16 protein-coding genes and 1 tRNA gene are annotated in these 21,341 nt (G+C 46.3%); 4 read left to right on the top strand and 13 right to left on the bottom strand.

Translation table 11 applies throughout. The features are described 5' to 3' along the window. Positions 1-56: 56 nt before the first annotated feature. The 5 genes from QUB24_RS13070 to gcvH all read right to left on the bottom strand — a co-directional run bounded on the left by QUB24_RS13070 (position 57) and on the right by gcvH (position 6,766). Positions 57-662, bottom strand: a complete 606-nt coding sequence (locus QUB24_RS13070) for a hypothetical protein (protein ID WP_333153577.1) — start codon at positions 660-662, stop codon at positions 57-59. Between the two features lie 99 nt (positions 663-761). After that, the gene (locus tag QUB24_RS13065; protein ID WP_445300405.1) at positions 762-1,043 is read right to left on the bottom strand and encodes a hypothetical protein; all 282 of its coding nucleotides are present in this window, start codon (positions 1,041-1,043) and stop codon (positions 762-764) included. A gap of 160 nt (positions 1,044-1,203) precedes the next feature. After that, positions 1,204-2,595 (bottom strand): serine/threonine-protein kinase, encoded by a 1,392-nt coding sequence (locus QUB24_RS13060; RefSeq protein WP_333153576.1) that lies wholly within the window; start codon positions 2,593-2,595, stop codon positions 1,204-1,206. 311 nt (positions 2,596-2,906) lie between these two features. Further along, positions 2,907-5,894 (bottom strand): aminomethyl-transferring glycine dehydrogenase, encoded by a 2,988-nt coding sequence (gcvP, locus tag QUB24_RS13055; RefSeq protein WP_333153575.1) that lies wholly within the window; start codon positions 5,892-5,894, stop codon positions 2,907-2,909. Between the two features lie 482 nt (positions 5,895-6,376). After that, entirely contained in the window at positions 6,377-6,766 is a 390-nt protein-coding gene (gene gcvH / locus QUB24_RS13050; RefSeq protein ID WP_333153574.1) for a glycine cleavage system protein GcvH, read from the bottom strand. 59 nt (positions 6,767-6,825) lie between these two features. Between gcvH and QUB24_RS13045 the strand changes: the two genes are divergently transcribed. Next, the gene (locus QUB24_RS13045) at positions 6,826-7,659 is read left to right on the top strand and encodes an alpha/beta hydrolase (RefSeq protein ID WP_333153573.1); all 834 of its coding nucleotides are present in this window, start codon (positions 6,826-6,828) and stop codon (positions 7,657-7,659) included. Between the two features lie 246 nt (positions 7,660-7,905). Here QUB24_RS13045 and gcvT read toward each other — a convergent pair whose 3' ends face one another. From gcvT to QUB24_RS13030, 3 genes are all read right to left on the bottom strand, one after another. Then, positions 7,906-9,057, bottom strand: coding sequence for a glycine cleavage system aminomethyltransferase GcvT (gene gcvT / locus QUB24_RS13040; RefSeq protein ID WP_333153572.1), 1,152 nt, complete (start codon positions 9,055-9,057; stop codon positions 7,906-7,908). 237 nt (positions 9,058-9,294) lie between these two features. Beyond that, positions 9,295-9,367, bottom strand: a tRNA-Ala gene (locus tag QUB24_RS13035). Positions 9,368-9,520: 153 nt separating this feature from the next. Beyond that, on the bottom strand, positions 9,521-9,724 hold the full coding sequence (locus QUB24_RS13030) for a hypothetical protein (protein ID WP_333085722.1): 204 nt from the start codon (positions 9,722-9,724) through the stop codon (positions 9,521-9,523). Positions 9,725-10,427: 703 nt separating this feature from the next. Between QUB24_RS13030 and QUB24_RS13025 the strand changes: the two genes are divergently transcribed. The 3 genes from QUB24_RS13025 to QUB24_RS13015 all read left to right on the top strand — a co-directional run bounded on the left by QUB24_RS13025 (position 10,428) and on the right by QUB24_RS13015 (position 14,758). Further along, positions 10,428-13,811, top strand: a complete 3,384-nt coding sequence (locus QUB24_RS13025) for an Eco57I restriction-modification methylase domain-containing protein (protein WP_333153571.1) — start codon at positions 10,428-10,430, stop codon at positions 13,809-13,811. Positions 13,812-14,119: 308 nt separating this feature from the next. After that, complete coding sequence (locus QUB24_RS13020) at positions 14,120-14,353, top strand: hypothetical protein (RefSeq protein WP_333146192.1); 234 nt, start codon at positions 14,120-14,122, stop codon at positions 14,351-14,353. 6 nt (positions 14,354-14,359) lie between these two features. Beyond that, the gene (locus QUB24_RS13015) at positions 14,360-14,758 is read left to right on the top strand and encodes a PIN domain-containing protein (RefSeq protein ID WP_333153570.1); all 399 of its coding nucleotides are present in this window, start codon (positions 14,360-14,362) and stop codon (positions 14,756-14,758) included. Positions 14,759-14,795: 37 nt separating this feature from the next. Here the strand turns inward: QUB24_RS13015 and QUB24_RS13010 are convergent, their stop codons facing one another. From QUB24_RS13010 to QUB24_RS12990, 5 genes are all read right to left on the bottom strand, one after another. Then, positions 14,796-15,065, bottom strand: coding sequence for a type II toxin-antitoxin system Phd/YefM family antitoxin (locus tag QUB24_RS13010; RefSeq protein ID WP_333153569.1), 270 nt, complete (start codon positions 15,063-15,065; stop codon positions 14,796-14,798). Positions 15,066-15,198: 133 nt separating this feature from the next. After that, positions 15,199-15,633, bottom strand: coding sequence for a hypothetical protein (locus QUB24_RS13005; protein WP_333153568.1), 435 nt, complete (start codon positions 15,631-15,633; stop codon positions 15,199-15,201). A gap of 3 nt (positions 15,634-15,636) precedes the next feature. Beyond that, positions 15,637-15,834, bottom strand: a complete 198-nt coding sequence (locus QUB24_RS13000; RefSeq protein ID WP_333153567.1) for a hypothetical protein — start codon at positions 15,832-15,834, stop codon at positions 15,637-15,639. 58 nt (positions 15,835-15,892) lie between these two features. Continuing rightward, positions 15,893-16,069, bottom strand: a complete 177-nt coding sequence (locus tag QUB24_RS12995; protein WP_333146182.1) for a hypothetical protein — start codon at positions 16,067-16,069, stop codon at positions 15,893-15,895. A gap of 241 nt (positions 16,070-16,310) precedes the next feature. Then, positions 16,311-21,047 carry a glutamate synthase-related protein gene (locus QUB24_RS12990; RefSeq protein ID WP_333153566.1) on the bottom strand — a complete coding sequence of 1,579 codons (4,737 nt, stop codon included), beginning with the start codon at positions 21,045-21,047 and terminating at the stop codon, positions 16,311-16,313. Positions 21,048-21,341: the final 294 nt, after the last annotated feature.

The following is a 21,341-nucleotide window of genomic DNA, read 5'->3' as shown; positions in this document are numbered from 1 at the left end:
TCAATAAAAACCCGGTTTCTTTGGTCGGAGTGCGTAAGTCTGGTTCTCATTATCAATCAAGCCATTCCTTTCAGCAAACTTGATAAAATCCCTAAAATTTTCCCTACATCTTTAATGTAATACTCAGCAACATCAACATCTAAAGCATTACCTTCTAACTTAAGAAATCTCCAAACAGTGCCCGATGTCATCACACCATAAATTATGGGAATTTGATTGCCTTCTTTGTGATTAAACAATTGCGCTGCATACATCTCCGCTGCACACTGCCCCAAACCGCCGATTAAGTCTTCTTTTTTAGCTTCAACAATCGCAATGACTGGTGCCATAATTACAATTTGAGACTCAGACAGGCTGATTAAAAAATCACAAGCACCATTCAGCCCTTTTTCTATGTCAACGTTAAACTCTTTACCGGAAAACAAGCTGATTTTATCGTCTAGCATTCTCCTCAATTCTAGTAATATTGGGGTGATAATCATTTCAGAACGAGCTTTTTCTGTGTTGATTTCGCTGGCTATTCGGAGGTTGTAATTGAGGGTGAAATCTAGATATTCGCTGTATCCGACTTCGGGAATATTGACAAATAAGTTGTTTTTGTCTTTGAGAGTGAAGCCGAATTGTTTGATTAAGTCGCTGAGGGAAAAGTTACTGTAAGCCATCTATCGATTTTGGATTTTAGATTTTGGATTTTAGATTAATTCAATTATAATTGGTAAAATTTCTATTTCCTCTACTTCTGTTGTAATTATGAAATTACACTAGGCAAATACGGCGGCTACGGCTTGTGGCAATGCGATGGGTACAAAATATGCAACTGGATACAAATAATCTTCGCCAGATTCATCAATGACTCGGATTAATTGATGTTCCCCAGCGCGATTATCCGGGATTATTTGATAGATTTTTCGCACTTCCAATGATGCTGGATAGTCTTGATTGTTGATGCAAACTACAAATTGTGTTTCTAAGTTATGAAGTTTGGAGGCTGTTGGTGGGAAGGTAGAAACCGGGTTTCTTCCTGAATCTGGGTGATGATACATAAATTATCGCAGAAACCCGGTTTCTGAGATTGATTTTACTTTGATTATTTGCTCGTTATGTCCCGACAACCCCGTCGGAAACGTAGACAGGGCATGGCTTCGTGGTTTTATTGCCTGTAATAAATCTTTACGAAATCCTGTAATGCTTAGATGTTACACTTTACAAGTCTCGACGCGAGAAAAGAGACCCCATCCACTGTCGGATCTGTATATAACCAGCATCACACTCGTACACTAACACTCCCAGAGGGAGGTGAGCTATCGGTGCGTTCTCTTGCTCGGAAAAATAGATGTCACTGTAGGACAGCCATGAGTAATTTTTTTTCCAGCCTACCCGATAGCCAAAAGCTTCCCATATTTTCTCATCATATTGCCTAGTTCCCCCCACACTTTGAAAGATGCGCTTCTGCACGCTAAAGCCGAAGCGCCCATTAGAATATTGTACCCAAAGTTGGTCAATGATTCGCAAGTCCTCGCAGGGAAATTTATCAATACTACTTATATCCAGGTATCTTTCTTTCTCCCTACCCGCCACCTTCCACATCACTCTCCGCGTTTCTCGATCGGCTTCTTGCCACTTTTTAGCTGCCAATAAATTCCGCAAGTTTGTATAATCCATTCCCACGGCTGAAACTACCCGCGTAGTCTCAGGAGGCGCTGGTTTTGGCAGCGGTGTTTCAAAAGATTTTTCTGCTGGCTGAGGGCTAGCTTTTGGTGATGGCAATACCACTGGTTTTGGTATCAGCAAATCCAACCATTCCTGCACCGACTGCGGGCGATTTGGTGGTTCCAACTCCATCCCTTTCATAATCGCCGCATTCACCCTATCGCTAATCTGAGCATTATATAGTTTTGGCGCAATTAAAGCGTCTATTACCTTTCTACCAGGCGATTGAATCGGTTTCTGATCGGTTAGCATATTATACAGCGTCGCCGCCAAAGAATAAACATCAGTATAAGGGCCAAGTTGAGGGCGTTTTTCCGCAAGTTCAATGGGTGCGTAAAAATCGGTTCCCGTAACACTATTAGTCATTAACTTTCCCGATGAATTAGCCTGTCGCGCTAAACCAAAATCAATTAAAACTGCTGACATACCGCTCTTTCTGAGCATGATATTTTCGGGTTTAACATCGCGGTGAGTCAGGTTTTGCTTGTGTACGCAACTCAGGGCATCTCCTAATTGCTGAATTATTGACAAAGCTTTGGCTTCGGAGAAACTGCCGTTTTCTCTGATATGGGTATACAAATCAATCCCATCGATTAACTCCATCACCATGCACCATAAATCACTCTCTTGAAACACTTCATAAATTTCGACAATATGAGGGTGACGACACTTGGCTAAAGATAGTGCTTCGTTGACAAACTTACCTTGTGTTTTGGCAAAATTTGGCTGTAATTGTTGGAAAATATTCAGAGTTTTTATGGCAACGGACTTACCTTCTGGGCGATTTTGAGCGCGGTAGGTTTCACCGTATCCGCCGCCACCTAGGTATTCTTCGATGATGTATTTGCCGTCGTGTAGTTGTTGTCCGTCGGGCCAGCGTTTCATGGCGGGTTTGTGGGGATGGAGAGGATGGTTTTGATTATAGCTGAGATGGGGGAATTTTGGTTGAGGGTTTTGGGTGAAATTGAGAAACCGGGTTTTTTCGGAGTTTTTGGGTTGTGATTGGGTATTGTCGTAAAAACCCGGTTTATTGAGGCCTTTGATGGGGTGGATTTCGGAATCTATCAAACCCGGAGATCCCCCCTAGCCCCCCTTAAGAAGGGGGGGACTGGAAGCGTTCTCAAAGTCCCCCTTCTTAAGGGGGATTTAGGGGGATCTAGACTCAGATAAAAACGAGATTTAGATGGATTGCAATCTTAAGTGTAAGCCTCCATTGGTAAACAAGAACAGACAAAATTGCGATCGCCAAAAGCATTATCTATCCGACCCACCGCCGGCCAAAACTTATGTTCGCGAGTCCAAGATGTCGGATAAGCCGCTTGCGCGCGAGTATAAGGACGATTCCACTCATCAACCATCAGAGATTCTGCGGTGTGCGGCGCATTTTTCAAGACATTATTTTGTGCATCAACATTACCTTTTTCAATCTCCGCAATTTCAGCTCGAATTGCAATCATCGCATCGCAAAAACGGTCTAATTCCTGCTTCGATTCGCTTTCCGTCGGTTCCACCATTACCGTACCAGCAACCGGCCAAGAAACCGTCGGCGCGTGATAGCCGTAATCCATCAACCGTTTGGCGATATCTTCCACTTCAATAGCCGCAGATTTTTTGAGCGATCGCAAATCTAGAATACACTCGTGCGCCACTAAACCAGCTTTCCCTTTGTACAAAACCGGATAATAAGATTGTAACCGTTTTGCCATGTAATTAGCATTAAGAATTGCTACTTTTGTCGCCTCAGTTAAACCCACTCCTCCCATCATCCGAATGTACATCCAAGAAATAGTCAAAATGCTAGCACTTCCCCAAGGCGCTGCGGAAACAGCACCAACTGATGTTTGTTGACTGTTGACTGTTGACTGTTGACTGTTGACTGTTGACTGTTGACTGTTGACTGTTGACTGTTGACTGTTAAGAATAGAATGACTGGGCAAAAATTCTACTAAATGAGACATTACCCCAATCGGTCCCATTCCTGGCCCGCCGCCGCCGTGGGGAATACAGAAAGTTTTGTGCAAATTCAAGTGACAAACATCAGCACCAAAATCACCGGGGCGGCACAAACCCACTTGAGCATTCATATTTGCGCCGTCCATATAAACTTGTCCGCCGCAGTTGTGGACAATTTTGCAAATCTCTTTAATTTCTTCCTCAAAAACGCCGTGCGTAGATGGATATGTCACCATCAAAGCCGCCAGTTCTTTTTTGTGTTTCTCTGCTTTTTTCTGTAAATCGGCGACATCAATATTCCCCTGGGAATCGCACTCGACAGCAACTACTTTCATCCCCGCCATCACCGCGCTAGCCGGATTTGTACCGTGGGCTGACTGGGGAATCAAACAGATATTTCGGTGAGATTCGCGTCGGTGTTCGTGGTATTGGCGAATAACTAACAAGCCCGCGTATTCGCCTTGGGAACCGGCGTTGGGCTGCAAAGAGATTGCCGCAAAACCTGTAATTTCTGCCAGCCACTGTTCTAGTTGCACGAACATCTTTTGATAGCCGCGAGTTTGATCGCGGGGTGCAAAGGGATGTATCTTGCCAAATTCCGCCCAAGTCACCGGCATCATCTCTGCTGTGGCATTCAATTTCATTGTGCAAGAACCCAAGGGAATCATCGATGTATTTAGCGATAAATCCTTGGCTTCTAAACGGTGCAAATAGCGCAAAAGTTCAGTTTCTGAATGGTAGCTGTTGAAAACTGGATGGGTGAGATAGCTGCTGGTGCGATCGCAAAAATCTGGTAAGGTCAAATAGGAACTCAATGCGTCGGCATCCAGCGGAATGTTAAGAGCATTCTGCCCGTCTGCCCTGATATAATCTTTATCCTGTGCAAAAATTTTCCACAAATCTTGCACATCTTCAGCGGTGACAGTTTCATCTAAAGTTATTCCCACTGTCGAATCATCGAAAACTCGGAGATTAATTTTGCGAACTTTAACAGCTTCTAGAATTTCTGACAGCGGTTTGTCTCCCAATTCTACCCGCAAAGTATCGAAGAAAGGTTGAGAACCAATTTTGTATCCGAAACTTCTTAAACCGGATGCCAAAAGTGCTGTTAAACTCCTTACTTTCTCAGCAATGTCTTTCAGTCCAGACGGGCCGTGATAAACAGCATACATACTCGCCATCACTGCCAGCAAAACTTGAGCAGTACAAATATTGCTGGTTGCTTTTTCGCGGCGGATGTGCTGTTCGCGAGTTTGCAAGGCCAAACGTAAAGCAGATTTGCCGTTGGCATCTTTAGAAACGCCAACTATTCTCCCCGGAACTTGGCGTTTAAACTCTTCTCGCGTGGCGAAATAGGCTGCGTGGGGCCCTCCGAATCCCATCGGCACTCCGAAGCGCTGAGTGCTTCCTACGGCTATATCCGCGCCGAATTCGCCGGGGGGTGTGAGCAAGCAAAGGCTCAAAATGTCGGCGGCTACTGTGACTAATGCGCCGACTTCGTGTGCCGATCGAATAAAATCGGTATAGTCGTAAATTGCGCCGTCTGTGGCGGGGTATTGCACGAGAGCGCCGAAGATTGTACGATCGAACTCAAAGCTTTGATGGTCGCCGACAATTACCTCAATTCCCAGTGGCTTAGCGCGAGTTTGCACCACTTCCACAGTTTGAGGGTGGCAATCTTGGGAAACAAAAAACGCTTTTGCCTTATTTTTGCTGGCGCCGTAACTCACCGCCATCGCTTCCGCCGCCGCAGTCCCTTCATCCAGCAAGGAAGCATTGGCAATTTCCAAACCCGTGAGGTCAATTATCATGGTTTGGAAGTTCAGTAAAGCTTCCAATCGCCCTTGAGCAATTTCGGCTTGGTAGGGAGTGTAAGCTGTATACCAGCCGGGATTTTCTAGGATATTCCGCTGGATGACGGGGGGAGTTATGCAGTCGTGATATCCTGTGCCGATGTACGATCGAAATACCTGATTTTTTGCAGCAATTTCTTTCAATTCTGCCAAAGCGCTGTACTCGCTTTGCGCTGCGGGAAGTTGTAGCGGTTGAGAAATGCGAATCGCCGCTGGAACCGTTTTGTCAATCAACTCATCAAGGCTGGAAATGCCCAAAACATTGAGCATTTGCTGGATTTCGCTGGGTGTCGGGCCAATGTGCCGACCCGCAAAACCATTGATGGAGGAAAGGTTTTGTTGCTGACTGGGTTCAAGTTGAGGGCTGTAGAGTACCAAGGCGGATTCTCCTGAATTGACTTTTCTTCTTTGTTTGTAACATTTTGCTAAGAAAACCAGGAAGATTTTTTGCGTCTATCCAAGTCCGACAGTCTGACAGTCCGACAGTCCGACAGTCCGACAGTCCGACAGGGGTTGAAACCCCTGTCTCATAGCTAAAGTCGTCTGAAGACGACTAAGGAAGATTTTTTGCGTGTATCAAAGTCCGACAGTCCGACAGGGGTTGAAACCCCTGTCTCATAGCTAAAGTCGTCTGAAGACGACTGTAGATTAAGGTCGATGGTTGAAACCGCTGTCGAGAGTCAAACGAAGTCTGCCTTAGCGGACAAGCGAAATAAAGGGGGTATTTAAGCCGGATTTGGTATCAGTCGTCTTTAGACGACTTGTGCTATTAGCCAGGGGTTTCAACCCCTGGCGGATTGTGGAATTATCAACCAGCCCCATGCCCCATGCCCCATGCCCCATGCCCTATTCCCCATGCCCTATTCCCCTTCCACCATTTTGCGATACTCCGGGGCCGAGAAAGCCTCGTCTGCTTCGCTGGGATTGTCAACGCGGACTTTCAGCAGCCATCCAGCGCCATAGGGGTCTTCCGCCAAATCTTCGGGAGCCTCTATAATGTCATCATTGCGTTCTACGACTATACCGGTAACTGGTGCTTTCAAGTCTTCAACGGCTTTCACTGACTCGACTGTACCGAAAGCTTCGCCCTTTTCCAACCCTGCACCGACTTCTGGCAAATCTAGAAACACGATATCGCCGAGTTGGTCAACTGCAAAGGCACTAATGCCGATGGTGGCAATTTCGCCTTCGAGTCGGATGTATTCGTGGGTGTCTAGGTATTTCAGGTCATCGGGGTATTTTAGTGTCATGTCTTTTCTCGCAATAAAAAAGTATTAGTTAAATCTTATTCAACTATGAGCCTTTAGTAATGACTAAATGGAACAGAAAAAATATTAAACGCTTGCTTTTTGGAGATTTTTCTGTCAAACGACTGATGCGATCTATAATTTTTATTTACGCATTCCTGTGTTTTTACGGTTTCTTTTTTTCAGAACGGCTAATTTTTCAATTTCCCCCATCTAGCCAGAGTGATAGCAGGGAAGTTGTCAAAGTTGGCTCAGCTAATGGCGTGAAAATTTCTACTGTTCATTTTCCTAACCCGCAAGCTAAATATACCATACTTTACAGTCACGGGAATGCAGAAAACTTGGACGGGATTTTGTGGCTACTCAGAGAGATTCGAGATACCGGATTTGCTGTGTTTGCCTATGATTATCAAGGTTACGGCACGAGCCCGGGAAAGCCTTCTGAGTATAATACTTATCGTGATATTGATGCTGCTTATAATTATTTAACTCAACAGTTGGGAGTACCTGCAAAGCAAATTATTCTTTACGGCCGTTCTGTGGGCGGGGGGCCGGCTATTGATTTGGCTTCGCGGCAAAAAGTCGGCGGTTTGGTGGTTGAAAGTTCCTTTGTTTCGGCTTTTCGGGTGTTGACGCGGATTCCGCTTTTACCCTTTGACAAGTTTGTGAATATTGATAAGATTGGCAAAGTTCGATCGCCTGTTTTGGTGATTCATGGTAAGGCTGATGAGGTGGTTCATTTTTGGCATGGAGAGCAGTTGTTTGCCACCGCCAACGAGCCGAAAGTGAATTTTTGGGTTGATGGGGCCGGTCATAATGATTTGATGGATGTGGCGGGCGATCGCTATGCTGCAACTTTGCGACAATTTGCTAAGCTAGTAGATGAGTCTTCTTGACCAATATGAGCAACGGGCTAGAAGCCCGTTCCAGAAGAACACCTACACTTACACTTTCTTGTGGGGAGTAGGGGTTGGGCTTCTAGCCCGCCCCTGCATTAATGCTCAACTACTTAGGATCGCGAATTAAATAACTTACAATTTTAATTGTTATTGTGGGATGGGCGTCCCGCCCGTCCAAAAAGGACGGGCGGGACGCCCATCCCACTTTCAAGAGTGGAAGTTATTTAATTCTCATTCCTTAATTTAAGTTGGTCGGTTTGGCGAGCGATAAAATGGTTTTTTCACCACACTAGCGGGATAGTTTTTCCCGCGAATTTCGACTTCTAATTGCTGACCGATTTTCGCTAATTTTGCGGGAACAAATGCGAGGGCTACTGCCCGATTCAATGTAGGCGATAATGTACCGCTAGTAACTTCTCCTACTGTTTCGCCTTCAAATATTACCGGATAGCCGTGGCGCGCAATGTGCCGCCCCTGCATTTCTAACCCTACCAACCGCTTTGATACTCCACTCGCTTTCTGCTGTTCCAAAACTTCGCGACCAATAAAATCGCCTTTGGTGTCGAGGTGAACTACCCAACCCAATCCAGCCTCTAAAGGTGTGATATTGTCGTCGATATCTTGACCGTAAAGAGCCATTGCTGCTTCTAAACGCAAGGTATCTCTGGCACCCAAACCGCAGGGCACAACGCCAGCAGCTAACAATTTTTGCCACAGTTCTTTTCCTACTTCGGCATCCACCATGATTTCAAACCCATCTTCGCCCGTGTAACCAGTTCTGGCGATAAAACTTGGCTGTCCCAACAAATTTGTTTCTAAGTGACCGAATGCCTTAATTGGTGCAAGGTTGTCTTCCACAAAAGGCTGGAAATAGTTAACAGCTTCTGGCCCTTGAATGGCAATTAAAACTTTATCTTCGGAGATGTCTGTAAAACACAGTTCGCTCAATTCTAAGTGAGTGGTGATCCATGCTTTGTCGGCGATGCGAGTGGCGGCATTGACAATAATTACTGCACGTTCTTCGCTAGTGATAGCGTCGGGTTCTTGGCAGTAGAAAATAATGTCGTCTAAGATGCAGCCTTTGGCATTTAGCAAGACTGTATATTGAGCTTGACCGGGTTGCAACCGGCTCAAGTCTGAGGGTACTAAGGGTTGAAATTTTTCTATTAGTTGTTTCCCTCTCAAACCAAATTTTCCCATGTGGGAAATGTCGAACATTCCTGCTTGCTGGCGTACTGCTTGGTGTTCGCTGCTGATGCCTGCGTACTGCACCGCCATCTCCCACCCGGAAAAGGGCACCATTCGGGCTTTGAGTTCTAATGATAGGTCGTACAGAGGGGTGCGGGCAAGTTGGCTCGGACTCTCTGGATTGTTGGGTTCAGTTGACTTGGCCACTGGTAGCGCTTTGGTTGCGGGTAGACTGTTTTGATTTTACGGGAAAATTGGTTTTCGCGGTGTGTAGGGCGATCGAATTTAAGGACACGGCAATACTGTTTAGGTACAAGTCGCGATCGAATTTAACGACAGGGCAATGCTGTTTAGGTACAAGTCGCGATCGAATTTAAGCACGCGGTGGTACTGTTTAGGTACAAATTAGGATAAGGCAGTGCTGTATCCCTACTGTAATGTTTATGGAGAATAGCGGGCTCGAACCGCTGACCCCTACAATGCCATTGTAGTGCTCTACCAACTGAGCTAATTCCCCTTTCTTTTCGCGCTCTCAATCATGCCTTAACTGACCAATATTTGTCAAGCTTTTTGGGGAAATTAGTTTTGAGCCCTGGATGGGCAAGGCTTTCGGCTTTTTTTCCACAAAACTCTCCTCGGTTCTGGACAATGGTCAATCCCCTACTATGATTTAGTAAGTGTGTTGGGATATTTCGGTCAAATGGCTCAAACAAGAGCCCATGAGGAAGTAGACGACTAGCAGGGCGGCGGCTGATACCGCAACTAGGGTGCCGGCTAGCATTAGTGAAAATTCCCGTTGCGCGATCGCCTCTTGCATTAAGTGCAAAGACCAGGCAACGAGGGCAACGTCAATTATTAAAATAGGAACCAGCATAAGTTACGATTTGTAACAGCTTACCTATTGTAACAAAACTTTTCGCTCCGTGCAGCTCAGATCAGGCGTATTTAACTTTTGCTGTAAAACCCGGAGGGAGCAGCGGAAAGCTACTGAGAAAAAATGATAGCTTTTGGTGATAATTACAATATGCAAAGTAAATGAGAGCTAGCTCAGCTTTAGAGGTGGCGTTTTTGACTCTTGAGCCAGCGATTAAGAGCTCGATAGCTGCGCTTTACACGCTTTTTTGAGGGGGTAGGGTGCGTTAGCGAAGCCCTCGAAGAGGATCGACCTTTGAGCATACAGCTCTTGTAGGGACACTCCAAGAGCCTATTAGTGTCAACTTAAGCCGAAAGACAGCCAGTCCTCCCACCCACCCGCCAGTCCGCCAGGGACTGAAGTCCCTGTCTAATAGCGAAAGTCCTCGCTATGAGGACTGATGAATTTTTCAGTCCTCATAGCGAGGACTTTCGCTTTGAGGCAGGGGTTTCAACCCCTGCCGGACTGCGGGTTTAACGCTAAGTTGAGCCCAATGGGCACTTGGAGTGTCCCTACAAGGCCCCGCGTCCCTACGGCACTCGAAGAGATCGCGGGGTATACTTCCTAAACGTGGAATCTGCAGTAACTGATTTGATAGGAGAAGGTCTGAGCCGCTGTTGCACTTGGATGCTGTAAAATTAACTTTATTAACCTGCTTGAAAAGATGACAAATCGCTCTACTCGCGCCCTTTTTCACAGCAAAACACTGAACACTGCTTTGCGTGCTTTTAGCTTTCCGCAAGATATGGAAGTGCGGCACCAAAAATTGGGAACGTGGATTGCTGCACTTAAAACGGGTACGTTAGACGAAGTTAAAGAAGTTTCCCTGCACGGCAGTTTTATTAATGATATTTTTCAGGATATTTTGGGATATTGCTCGGTAATTCAAGGTGGGGGGAAAGCTTGGGAAATTAACGCGGAACAAACGATATCTGATGGCGGCGGTTCTGCTGACGGGGCGATCGGCTTTTTTACTGCTGCTGGCAATCCTAAAGGCAAAGCCGTGTCCCTGCAAGGTAAAGTGATTGCTCCGATCGAACTTAAGGGAGCGAAAAATGATTTAGATCGTCCCGCATCTGGGCGATCGGAATCAGCCGTTGACCAAGGTTGGCGCTACGCTAATTATACACCCGATTGTCGCTGGATTATTGTCTCGAATTATCGAGAGTTGCGACTTTATCATACGAATAAAACTCCTGCTTATTACGAACAATTTTTTCTGACTGACTTGGCGGAGATTGAAGCTTTTAAGCGGTTTTACTTTCTGCTGTGTCGCCGCAATTTTTTGCCTAAAAACCAAGATCAAACAGGTTCTGTTATTGACAGACTGTTAAAAGACTCGGACGAAGCTCAAGAAGAAATCACCAATAAATTATATCAAGAGTACAAAGCAATTCGACTCGCTCTCGTCAAGCATTTTCGCTTTTCTGGGCCGCAGGATATCCCCAACCGCGATCGCGTACTCATCGAAAAAGCTCAAAAAACTTTAGACCGCGTTTTATTCATTGCTTTTTGTGAAGATAAAGGGTTGCTGCCGCGAAACACCCTCAGCAACGCTCACGACCACAAAGACCAATACAATCCTAGATTAATTTGGGAAAATTATCAATCTGTATTTCGCTGGGTTGATGTGGGAAATGATGACCCTCCTGTACCCGGATACAACGGCGGTTTATTTAAGTTCGATCCGGTTTTAGACGCACAATTGACTGTGCCAAATCCTTTATGCAGTCAGCTTAATAAGCTGACGCGCTTTGATTTTGATACTGAAGTTTCTGTCGATATTTTGGGGCATATTTTCGAGCAGTCTGTTACAGATTTGGAAGAGTTAAATGCTGAAACTACCGGACAGGAATACAATCAGAAAAAAGGCAAGCGAAAAACTCAAGGTGTGTTTTACACGCCAGCTTTTATTACTCAGTATATTGTCGAGGTTTCTCTCGGTGGCTATTTGCACCGGCGAGAGCAAGAATTGCGCGATTTCTTCCTAATGGGCGAAGTTGCTGAAGTGTCGGTTCAGCCCCCAAAGAAAACTGCAATTAAGTTTTGGAAAGCGTATCGAGACGAGGTGTTGCAAAAAACGCGCGTCATCGATCCGGCGTGCGGTTCGGGTGCTTTTTTGATTGCGGCTTTTGATTATTTGATGCAGCAGTACGAAAGAGTCGATCGCGAATTGAATGCTTTGGGGTATAAACCAAAAGACGGCAACTCGCTGGAATTTGACAGAAGCATTTTAAGCAACAACCTGTACGGCGTAGATTTGCTGCCGGAATCGGCGGAAATTACCAAACTTTCCCTGTGGTTGAAGACGGCCCAAGCGGGTAAAACCCTGACGTATTTGGATGATAATATTAAAGCGGGAAACTCGATTGTCGCTGACAGTAATGTAGCAGATACAGCGTTTGATTGGCAAGCTGAATTTCCCCAGATTTTTGCTGATGGCGGTTTTGATGTTGTCCTTGGCAATCCGCCTTATGTGCGGCAGGAGTTGCTATCTCCAATTAAACCATACTTGCAAGCAAATTATGAATCATATAACGGCGTAGCAGACCTTTATACTTACTTTTATGAACTCGGGTTAAAGATTCTCAAACCGGGGGGAGTGCTGTCGTATATTGTCACAAATAAATGGCTGCGTTCGGGATACGGCGAACCTCTACGCAAGTTCTTTGCGAGTCAAGGTTTACTAGAGCAAATTATTGATTTCGGACACGCGCCAATTTTTGAGGATGCTGATACTTTTCCCTGTATTGTCGCAGTCAGAAAACCTAACGCTTCTCTATGTATCTCTGAAACTGAAAGCGAGATTGAGCAAGGTAAATCTGAACCTAATTTGCCTGTGATTGTTTGTCCGGTTCCGCGCGAGGAACTTGCTAATATCAACCTTACACAATATGTTCAACAACACGGTTATCAAATTTCGCGAGATCGTTTCACTGCGAGTGCTTGGAGTCTGGAACCTCCTGCTGTTGATGAGTTGATGCAGAAAATAAAACAAGTGGGAGTTCCGCTAAAAGATTTTGCAGGGGTTAAGCCTTATCGAGGTATTTTAACAGGATTGAATGAAGCTTTTTTAATTGATGAAGCTACTAAAAACAGTCTAGTTCAAGCCGACCCTAAATCGGCTGAAATTATCAAGCCTTATTTACGAGGTCAAGATATTAAACGCTGGAGTCCAGAGTGGGCAAATCTTTGGATTATTTTGCTGAAATCTAGCAGCGATAGTGTATGGCCGTGGAGTAAAGCAAACGATAAAGCAGAGGAAGTATTTGCACAAACATTTCCATCGGTATATAAGTATATGAAGCCGATGCAGGAAAAACTGTCTAAGCGTTCCGACAAAGGGCGTCACTGGTGGGAACTGCGTAGCTGTGCTTACTACAGGACTTTTGAAAAGCCCAAAATTATTTATCAGGTTATTCAAACTTTGCCACAATACGCATGGGATAATTCTAGTGCTTATGGAAATGATAAAACTTTCATTCTGGCTAACAGCGATTTATGTCTGCTAGGTTGGCTCAATTCACCGCTAATTTGGTGGTACAGCCATCGAGTTTTTACTCAAATGCTGTCAGGGGCGATTAGCCCAATGGGATATTTATTTGAAACTTTACCGATCGTACCACCAACTGACTCAATTCGTGCCGAAGTAGAACCAATTGTCAGCCGTTTAATTGAAATCGCCAAAACTAATCAAGAAACTCACCGAGATGTCTTGCAATGGCTAGAAATCACTTATTTAATTAATAAACTCGGAGAAAAACTCGAAGATTTTTCTGCCCTTTCCTTTGCAGAGTTCGTAGCAGAAATCAGAAAGCGAATGCCGAAAACTAAATCCTCCGATCCTCTCGGCGTTGCTGGACTAAAAGCAGTCCGCGAAACTTATAATGAATATGCACCGGCCATTCAATCTCGCAAAGCTGAGGCGTTGAGACTCGAACACCGTTTGTCAGACTTAGTTAATCAAGCTTATGGATTGACACCGGAGGAAATAGATTTGATGTGGAAAACAGCACCTCCCCGAATGCCGATCGCCCGACAGATTTGATAAAATGTTAGAGCAGCATCGTTGAGAATGAGTTTCTTATAAAAGGCGCTCTAATTTTTTGTATACTTCATCATCGTTACGCTTCCATTAATCATAATATCCCGGCCGGGGCGGGTTTTTGAGATTGTCAATTATTGGCTGGTATTGTTGGTGAACCCGCCCCTACGAACGTAATGACAGAAACACGTTGTTTTTGCGTCCAGGACTATATCAGATTAAAAAATTGTGTTTTTTGGGGAAGATTTGTTAGACTGGGATTGTGAGCTAGCGAGTCGATAGACTATACTTTGTACGCGAGGTGAATCATTATGCTCCAAGCATTTGAAGGAATTTACAGAAATGGAGTCATCGAACTTTTAGAAGTTCCTGAAAACATTTATGAAAGCCGCGTGGTGATTACTTTTTTGGCTGCGCCATCCATTCCTAGATCGCCTACATTTATCAAGTTTGGAATGTTTGCTGGTACTCAACAATCCACCGCAGACGATTTCGAGATTGCCGAGTTTCAAGGGGATACTGACGATGAATTAGATTGGTCATAGCTGCCGATGAAATATGTCATTGATACCCACGCGCCGATCTGGTTTCTCGAAGGAAATCAAAGATTGGGGACTCAAGCCCAAGCAATTCTCTCCAATTTGACCAGTCAGCTTGTTCTACCTGCGATCGCCTTGGCTGAAGCTGCATGGATTGTAGAACGAAGAAAAACCTCAATTCCATCTGTGAATGCTTTGTTGAATGCAATTAACAGCGATCCTATAATCGCGATTTATCCACTTGATCGAACTATCATCAATCAAACGCTCAGCTTATTGAGCATCCATGAAATGCACGATCGTCAAATTGTAGCAACCGCAATGATTTTGCAAAATCAAGGTGAAACTGTTGCGCTGTTGACGTGCGATGGAAATATTACGGCTTCAGGTGTAATTTCTGTTATCTGGTGATTGTATTTATAATAAAATAACGGTTATTTGTAAACCATCAACTTTCGCCATTTGTCAGTTGTTTTAGTGTTTCTACAAAGGTTTTAGTACCCACCATTTGAGACTGACTCAGGGCAGATTTTGCAGAATCGCCTAAAAGCATATCTTCTACTTCCATCAGTCGCTCTATCAAGCGCTGATAGGCATCAGCGGACATAATTACGTGACTGGGATGCGATTTATCAGTGAGTAAAACTGGCTCGACAGCAGCTTGATTAAAGGCTGTCCCCGTTGGATTGCACGCTTCTGCGAGGGTGTAACTTTGCATAACAGATTTTATTTTGTGGGTTATGTCTATTTTAGGCAAAATCGGCAGGAAGTGGGAGATCGATCGTCCGACCAATTCAATACTAACGAGAAAAGGTATGAAAATTTCCATACCTTCCAAGTCAAGATTATTTTTAAACAAGTGCTGTTGCCTGCTTTGTTTGTTCGAGATACTGCCGATACTCTTCCTCGGAACCGAAGGAGTCAACTGAAACCGTAGCTTTTGGCATCGGTATCAATGGTGTCTTAATGGGGGAGTATTTACAGTAGCAAACCACGATCACCTCAAACGCATTGTTGGGGATGGCTGTCGGGTATTCTTCTACTCTAATTACTTCCCAGTCGCCTACCCGGTAGTGACTATCAGCACCGGCTATTTGGGTGTCTTCAAATTCTGTCAGAGTGTGAAACTCTAGCGGCCGATAACCCGGTTCAGGAATCGGTAGATTTGATGAGTCAAAATACTCTGCCAGAATGTCCGTTAGCCCTCCGGTGTGAGCTAAAAGTCTGTTCTCGGCACCTTCTTCTTCTGTCCAGTCAGCGCGAAAAATAATGTATTTTCTGCTCATTTGTTAATCCTCCTCGTCTTCATCCATGTAGTTAGGAAAACTGGTTTCACCTTCAAATATGCAGGAGTATTTGAGGATTGAGTCTTTTGTCGGTTTGATTCGTAGCAGTCGCCAGCCGTATTTTTCCTGCATTGCGTAACACCGCCATCGTTCGGTGACGCAGTGGCTTGAGGTGACTTCCTCTGGTTGAGAATTGGTCACAACGATCGTATCTCCATAATGTTCATTTGAATGGTGGCAGTGGCAAGGTCATTTGGATTTAGGTTTTTGAGTTCGATCGATCTGGGTGTTGCTGCTTGCGCTCTAAGAGCGTTTTCCGAACGACTGCCAGCACTAAGCTGGGCACACTTCTGAACTCCGAATCAGCCCATTCTTGCAAAACCTCATATTCTTCGGGGTTCACTCGGATAGTGATTACAGGCTTTTTGGAAGGCATTGCTTGTTGGCTCGCATACATTAATACCCATTATCTCTACTCTTTACCTTCAAACACTTGTTCTGGGGTAACACACCTGTCTCATATAACTTTAAAAGTTGCTTATGTTAACAGGTGTACCACCTGACATTTAGTATAACACCGTAGTGTTGCGATCGACTCTACAACTCAAAAACCCAGAATAATCATCAAAAAAAGGGGCAACTCGCGTCGCCCCTCATCTATTTAACCAGCTACAAAATTACACTTCCACAGCAATCTTTTGTTCCGAAGCCTCGGGCGAATTCGCTTCGCTGGGCGGCACAACTTGCCAGAATTTCGGCAAATATTCAGCCCAATTTGCTAAAATCTTCTCAGCTTTCTTGCTGCCCGTTCGATCGCGCTGAGCCTCAATCAACTCCTTCAATTGCGCCTCCCCAGCCGCCGTACAAACGCGCTGCATCTTCACAATCTCCCCGTTGACATGAGCAGGGAAAGTCCCATCTTCATCGAGGAAATAAGCCAAGCCGCCAGTCATTCCAGCGCCGACGTTGCGGCCGACTTTTCCTAACACGACAATTACGCCGCCAGTCATGTACTCGCAGCAGTGATCGCCCGCACCTTCAATGACTGCTTTCGCCATCGAGTTACGCACCGCAAACCGTTCGCCAGCTTTACCCGCAGCCAACAGATTTCCCCCCGTCGCACCGTACAAACAAGTGTTACCGACGATCGCATTTTCGGAAGCATCATAAGTCGCACCAGCCGGCGGTGCGATCGCGATTTCGCCGCCGTGCATTCCTTTACCAACGTAGTCATTGGCTTGGCCTGACAGTACCAGCGTCATCCCCGGCAAATTGAACGCGCCGAAGCTTTGGCCCGCGCTACCAGTGAAGTTGATGGTGATTTGACCGCTAAAGCCCGTGTTGCCGTGTTGCTGTGCGATCGCACCACTGATTCTTGCTCCCACAGTGCGATCGGTATTCACCAATTTTACATTCTTGCTAACAGTGCCGTGATTGGCGATCGCACTTTGAATCTCAGCATCCGCGAGCAAATCGTCGTCTAACACAGGCCCGTTGGTGTGTACGTCGCCGTGGATCAAGAAAGATCGATCGCTCTTAGTATCCGGTAGCTTAGTCAAACAATCCAAGTTAATCGCTTGAGTTTTAGTTAGTTTCACCCCATCGCGCATTTTCAACAAATCCGCGCGGCCGATGATATCTGCGATCGACTTATAACCCAATTTCGCCAGCAAACTCCGCACTTCTTGTGCTACGAAATAGAAGAAATTAACAACGTGTTCCGGCGTTCCGGGGAACCGTTTCCGCAAGTGTTCTTGTTGAGTAGTCACACCCACGGGACAACTATTCATGTGGCAAACGCGAGCCATAATACAGCCTTCTGCAATCATTGCCACCGTGCCGAAACCGTACTCTTCGCCGCCCATCAAAGCGCCTACAATCACGTCCCAGCCGCTTTTAAAGCCACCGTCAACGCGAAGTAAAACTCGATCGCGCAATTTATTTTCCATCAGCACCCGGTGAACTTCTGTCAATCCGAGTTCCCACGGAGAACCTGCGTGCTTAATCGAACTCAGTGGCGAAGCACCGGTGCCGCCGTCGTGACCGGAAATTTGAATCACATCAGCATTAGCTTTAGCAACGCCAGCAGCGACAGTCCCGATACCGACTTCCGACACCAACTTTACAGAAACTCCAGCTTTCGGATTGATTTGGTGCAAGTCAAAAATCAACTGTGCCAAATCCTCGATCGAATAAATATCGTGGTGAGGAGGAGGCGAAATCAGCGTAACACCCGGTTTCGATCGGCGCAAATAAGCAATGTACTCGCTCACTTTCGGCCCCGGCAATTGACCGCCTTCACCCGGTTTCGCACCTTGTGCGATTTTAATTTCGATTTGTTCGGCGTTCATCAGATACTCAGGAGTCACCCCGAAACGCCCGGAAGCTACTTGTTTGATGGATGAAGAAGCTGTATCGCCGTTCTGCAAACCTTTTAAGTGAGGTAGCGTTTGTGAGAAACCGGCCTCGCTCACATCGTTTAGCACTTTGTAGCGCACCGGGTCTTCGCCGCCTTCGCCGGAGTTTGATTTGCCGCCGATGCGGTTCATGGCAATCGCTAGCGTTTCGTGGGCTTCCGGGGACAAAGCGCCGAGAGACATTCCGCCCGTGGCAAAGCGCTTGACAATATCTGCTACAGATTCTACGTCTTCGATGGGAATGGAAGGGCGATCGCTCTGGAAATCCAGCAAATCGCGCAAAGCCGTTACCGGGCGATTTTCAAGCTGTTGCTTGTAAACCTCGTAGTGATCGTAAGCACTTTCACCATTTTTGTCACCAATTGGTGTCATTTTTGGTTCGGCCCCATTGCCGTTACCGTTAGTCTGAGCCTTAAAAGTAGTCACAGCCTTGTGCAAAGCCTTGGCCATTTCCGGGCTGTTCATGTGATATTCACCACCACGGCGGTACTGCACAAAGCCGTAATTTTCCAGCTTTTTGAGGTGCAATTCTGGGAAAGCCTGACTGTGGAAAGACATTACCTCGTTAGCGAGTTCCGCCACACTCAAACCGCCGATGCGGGAAACAGTGCCTTTGAAACCCAAATCTAGCAAATCACCGCCAATGCCGATCGCCTCAAAGATTTGCGCCCCCTGATAGCTAGCCAGCAGTGAAATCCCCATTTTCGACATAATCTTCAGCAAGCCGTTTTCTACCGCTGTGCGGTATCTAGCTTGAGCCTGCGTCACGGTAATATTGGGAACTTTGCCATGCTGCATTAAGTTTTGAGTCTTGCTGTCAGACCACCAGGCCCGCACGCTTTCCAAGGCCAGGTAAGGACAAATAGCGATCGCCCCGTAACCTAGTAAACAAGCGAAGTGGTGAGTGCTCCAACATTGGGCGGTATCCACAACCAGCGAAGTTTGCATCCGCAGCCCGACGCTAATTAAATGGTGGTGAACCGCACCAACTGCCAGGAAGGGCGGAATATAAGTGAATTCTGCACTCAATCCACCCGAAGATACATTGCCTTCTTGCTTCAACAGTCGATCGCTCAAAATCAGAATTCTCGAACCCTCGCGCACCGAAGCAGCCGCCTCTTGACAAAGTTGCTCGACTGCTGTTTTCAAACCAGAAGGCCCGGCAGCTATTTTGTAAAGCGTTGACAATTCGGTTGCGGTGAAAGACTTTTGCTCTTTCAAGAAAGATAGTTCAGCGTCGTTGAGTACGGGGGAATCAATTTTTAACAGCTTGGCATTTTCCGGCACTGCTTGCAGTAAATTGCCCCGCAGACCCATATTCATCGTCAGCGACATCACCATCCCCTCGCGCAGGGGGTCGATCGGCGGATTTGTCACTTGAGCGAACCGCTGTTTGAAATAGTTGTACAGCAACTGAGGCTTTTCTGACAACACAGCTAAGGGAACGTCGTCGCCCATGCAGAAAGTCGGTTCTTTCCCAGAACTCGCCATCTCGACGATCACCATGTCCAAATCTTCCGCTGTGTAGCCAAAAGCAGTTTGGGTTGCTAACAGGGTTTGGGAGTCGAGGGTTGCTGTTTCGGCAAAAGGCTGCGGCTGCAAAATTTCGCGGTTTTGTTTCAGCCATTCGCCGTAGGGGTGCCGCTTAGCAATGCGCTGTTTGAGTTGCCAATTTTTGAGAATTTCCTTGGTTTGCAGGTCAACTGCAATCATTTGTCCGGGCCCCAAACGGCCTTTTTCGACAATATCTGCTTCGGGAATATCGACAACTCCGGCTTCGGAGGCCACAATTACCAAACCGTCTTTAGTAATGCAGTAGCGGGCCGGCCGCAAACCGTTGCGATCGAGCGTAGCACCTACTTGTTTGCCGTCGCTGAACACCAGCAGTGCGGGGCCGTCCCAAGGTTCTTGAATGCCGCTGTAATACTCGTAAAAATCGACAATTTCTGGATAGGGAGCCAAATCCGGCTGATTTTTGTAGGCTTCGGGCACCAAAATTGTCAGGGATTCTAGGGGGGTGCGGCCGGAGTGCACCAACAATTCCATCACGTTGTCCAAGTTTGCCGAATCGCTGCTTTCGGGATTGACAATTGGGTTGAACGTGTCGATATCAGCTTGACTCCAATTCGGGTGAGCTAAATTCGCTTGCCGCGCCTTCATCCAGGTAATATTGCCCAAGAGCGTGTTAATTTCCCCGTTGTGTCCCAGCAAGCGCATCGGCTGGGCTAAGTGCCACCGGGGCATGGTGTTGGTGCTGAAGCGCCGGTGATAGACGGCAAAGGAGCTTTTATAAGCGGGATTTTTCAGGTCTTGGTAAAATTCTGCCAGTACGGCCGATCGCACCATGCCTTTATAGACGATCGTGCGGCAGGAGAAAGAGCAAGTATAAAAGTCTTGGCGGGTGAAGTTGGGGCGATTGGACAGGGCGTGTCCGATCGTGCGGCGCGCCAGAAATAGATGTTTGTCGAGTTCGTCTCCGGCTAAGTGCGGTGAACTGACAATTACTTGTTCGATTTGAGGTTGATTTTCTAGCGCTTGCTCGCCCAAAACCGATGGTACAATGGGAACTTTGCGCCATCCCAAAACTTTCAGCCCGCGATCGGTCAAAACTTGCTCAACCACCTGCCGCGCTATAGTCGCTTGAAATTTATCTTGAGACAAAAACAGCATTCCCACGCCGCAGTTTTCTCGTGGGGGAGGCACAATTCCCTGTTCGGCGAACCAAGTATCGAGCAATTCCCAAGGAATCGCGGTCATTAAACCCGCACCGTCGCCGGAATCTGAGTCAGCGCTGCAACCGCCGCGATGTTCTAGACAAGTTAAAGCTGGGAGCGCTTTTTCAATAATCGAGTGCGTAGCTTCGCCGCTTTGGTTGGCAATAAACCCCACACCGCAGGCATCTCTTTCTTCCACTAACCAGCTTTGGCCGGCGAATGGAGTTCCTCGCTCAGTCTGATGCACGTTTCTGTTACTGTTTGGATCGATCGTGTTACCCATGTTGATTGAATGTTATTTCCGTGATTGTGTGGTGGATGCGTTTTTATAGCTCGGAGAGAGAAGGCTGCCGAGCGGTGGGAGCCTAGTAAACTTTAAAACAGCACATTGGAAGCTGATTGGATAAAAATTTACGTCGATGCTGCCTGTACTTAGCACTAAAACCCTGTTTGCAGATTTTAAATTATCTCGCTCGTATCGCTTCGGAGATGTCTCCTAGAATACCCTGCTGTTAAAAAGCAGTGATTCTTTGGGTAATCGCCGCCCTGCGACTAGATACATTGCAGGCGCTTCCCT

The organism is Microcoleus sp. B9-D4, assembly GCF_036705105.1.
GTDB lineage: Bacteria > Cyanobacteriota > Cyanobacteriia > Cyanobacteriales > Microcoleaceae > Microcoleus.
The sequence above is the reverse complement of the archived record's forward strand: the minus strand, read 5'-3'. Positions and strand labels throughout refer to the sequence as shown.

What these genes read in the sequence shown, in the direction of transcription:
- QUB24_RS13010 (WP_333153569.1), bottom strand. Translation starts at nt 15,065, where the DNA reads ATGCAAAGTTACACCCTCGCAGAAGCGTGCAATCCAACGGGGACAGCC.
- QUB24_RS13065 (WP_445300405.1), bottom strand. Translation starts at nt 1,043, where the DNA reads ATGTATCATCACCCAGATTCAGGAAGAAACCCGGTTTCTACCTTCCCA.
- QUB24_RS13020 (WP_333146192.1), top strand. Translation starts at nt 14,120, where the DNA reads ATGCTCCAAGCATTTGAAGGAATTTACAGAAATGGAGTCATCGAACTT.
- QUB24_RS13015 (WP_333153570.1), top strand. Translation starts at nt 14,360, where the DNA reads ATGAAATATGTCATTGATACCCACGCGCCGATCTGGTTTCTCGAAGGA.
- QUB24_RS12995 (WP_333146182.1), bottom strand. Translation starts at nt 16,069, where the DNA reads ATGCCTTCCAAAAAGCCTGTAATCACTATCCGAGTGAACCCCGAAGAA.
- QUB24_RS13045 (WP_333153573.1), top strand. Translation starts at nt 6,826, where the DNA reads ATGACTAAATGGAACAGAAAAAATATTAAACGCTTGCTTTTTGGAGAT.
- gcvH (WP_333153574.1), bottom strand. Translation starts at nt 6,766, where the DNA reads ATGACACTAAAATACCCCGATGACCTGAAATACCTAGACACCCACGAA.
- QUB24_RS13030 (WP_333085722.1), bottom strand. Translation starts at nt 9,724, where the DNA reads ATGCTGGTTCCTATTTTAATAATTGACGTTGCCCTCGTTGCCTGGTCT.
- QUB24_RS12990 (WP_333153566.1), bottom strand. Translation starts at nt 21,047, where the DNA reads ATGGGTAACACGATCGATCCAAACAGTAACAGAAACGTGCATCAGACT.
- QUB24_RS13060 (WP_333153576.1), bottom strand. Translation starts at nt 2,595, where the DNA reads ATGAAACGCTGGCCCGACGGACAACAACTACACGACGGCAAATACATC.
- QUB24_RS13005 (WP_333153568.1), bottom strand. Translation starts at nt 15,633, where the DNA reads ATGAGCAGAAAATACATTATTTTTCGCGCTGACTGGACAGAAGAAGAA.
- QUB24_RS13070 (WP_333153577.1), bottom strand. Translation starts at nt 662, where the DNA reads ATGGCTTACAGTAACTTTTCCCTCAGCGACTTAATCAAACAATTCGGC.
- QUB24_RS13025 (WP_333153571.1), top strand. Translation starts at nt 10,428, where the DNA reads ATGACAAATCGCTCTACTCGCGCCCTTTTTCACAGCAAAACACTGAAC.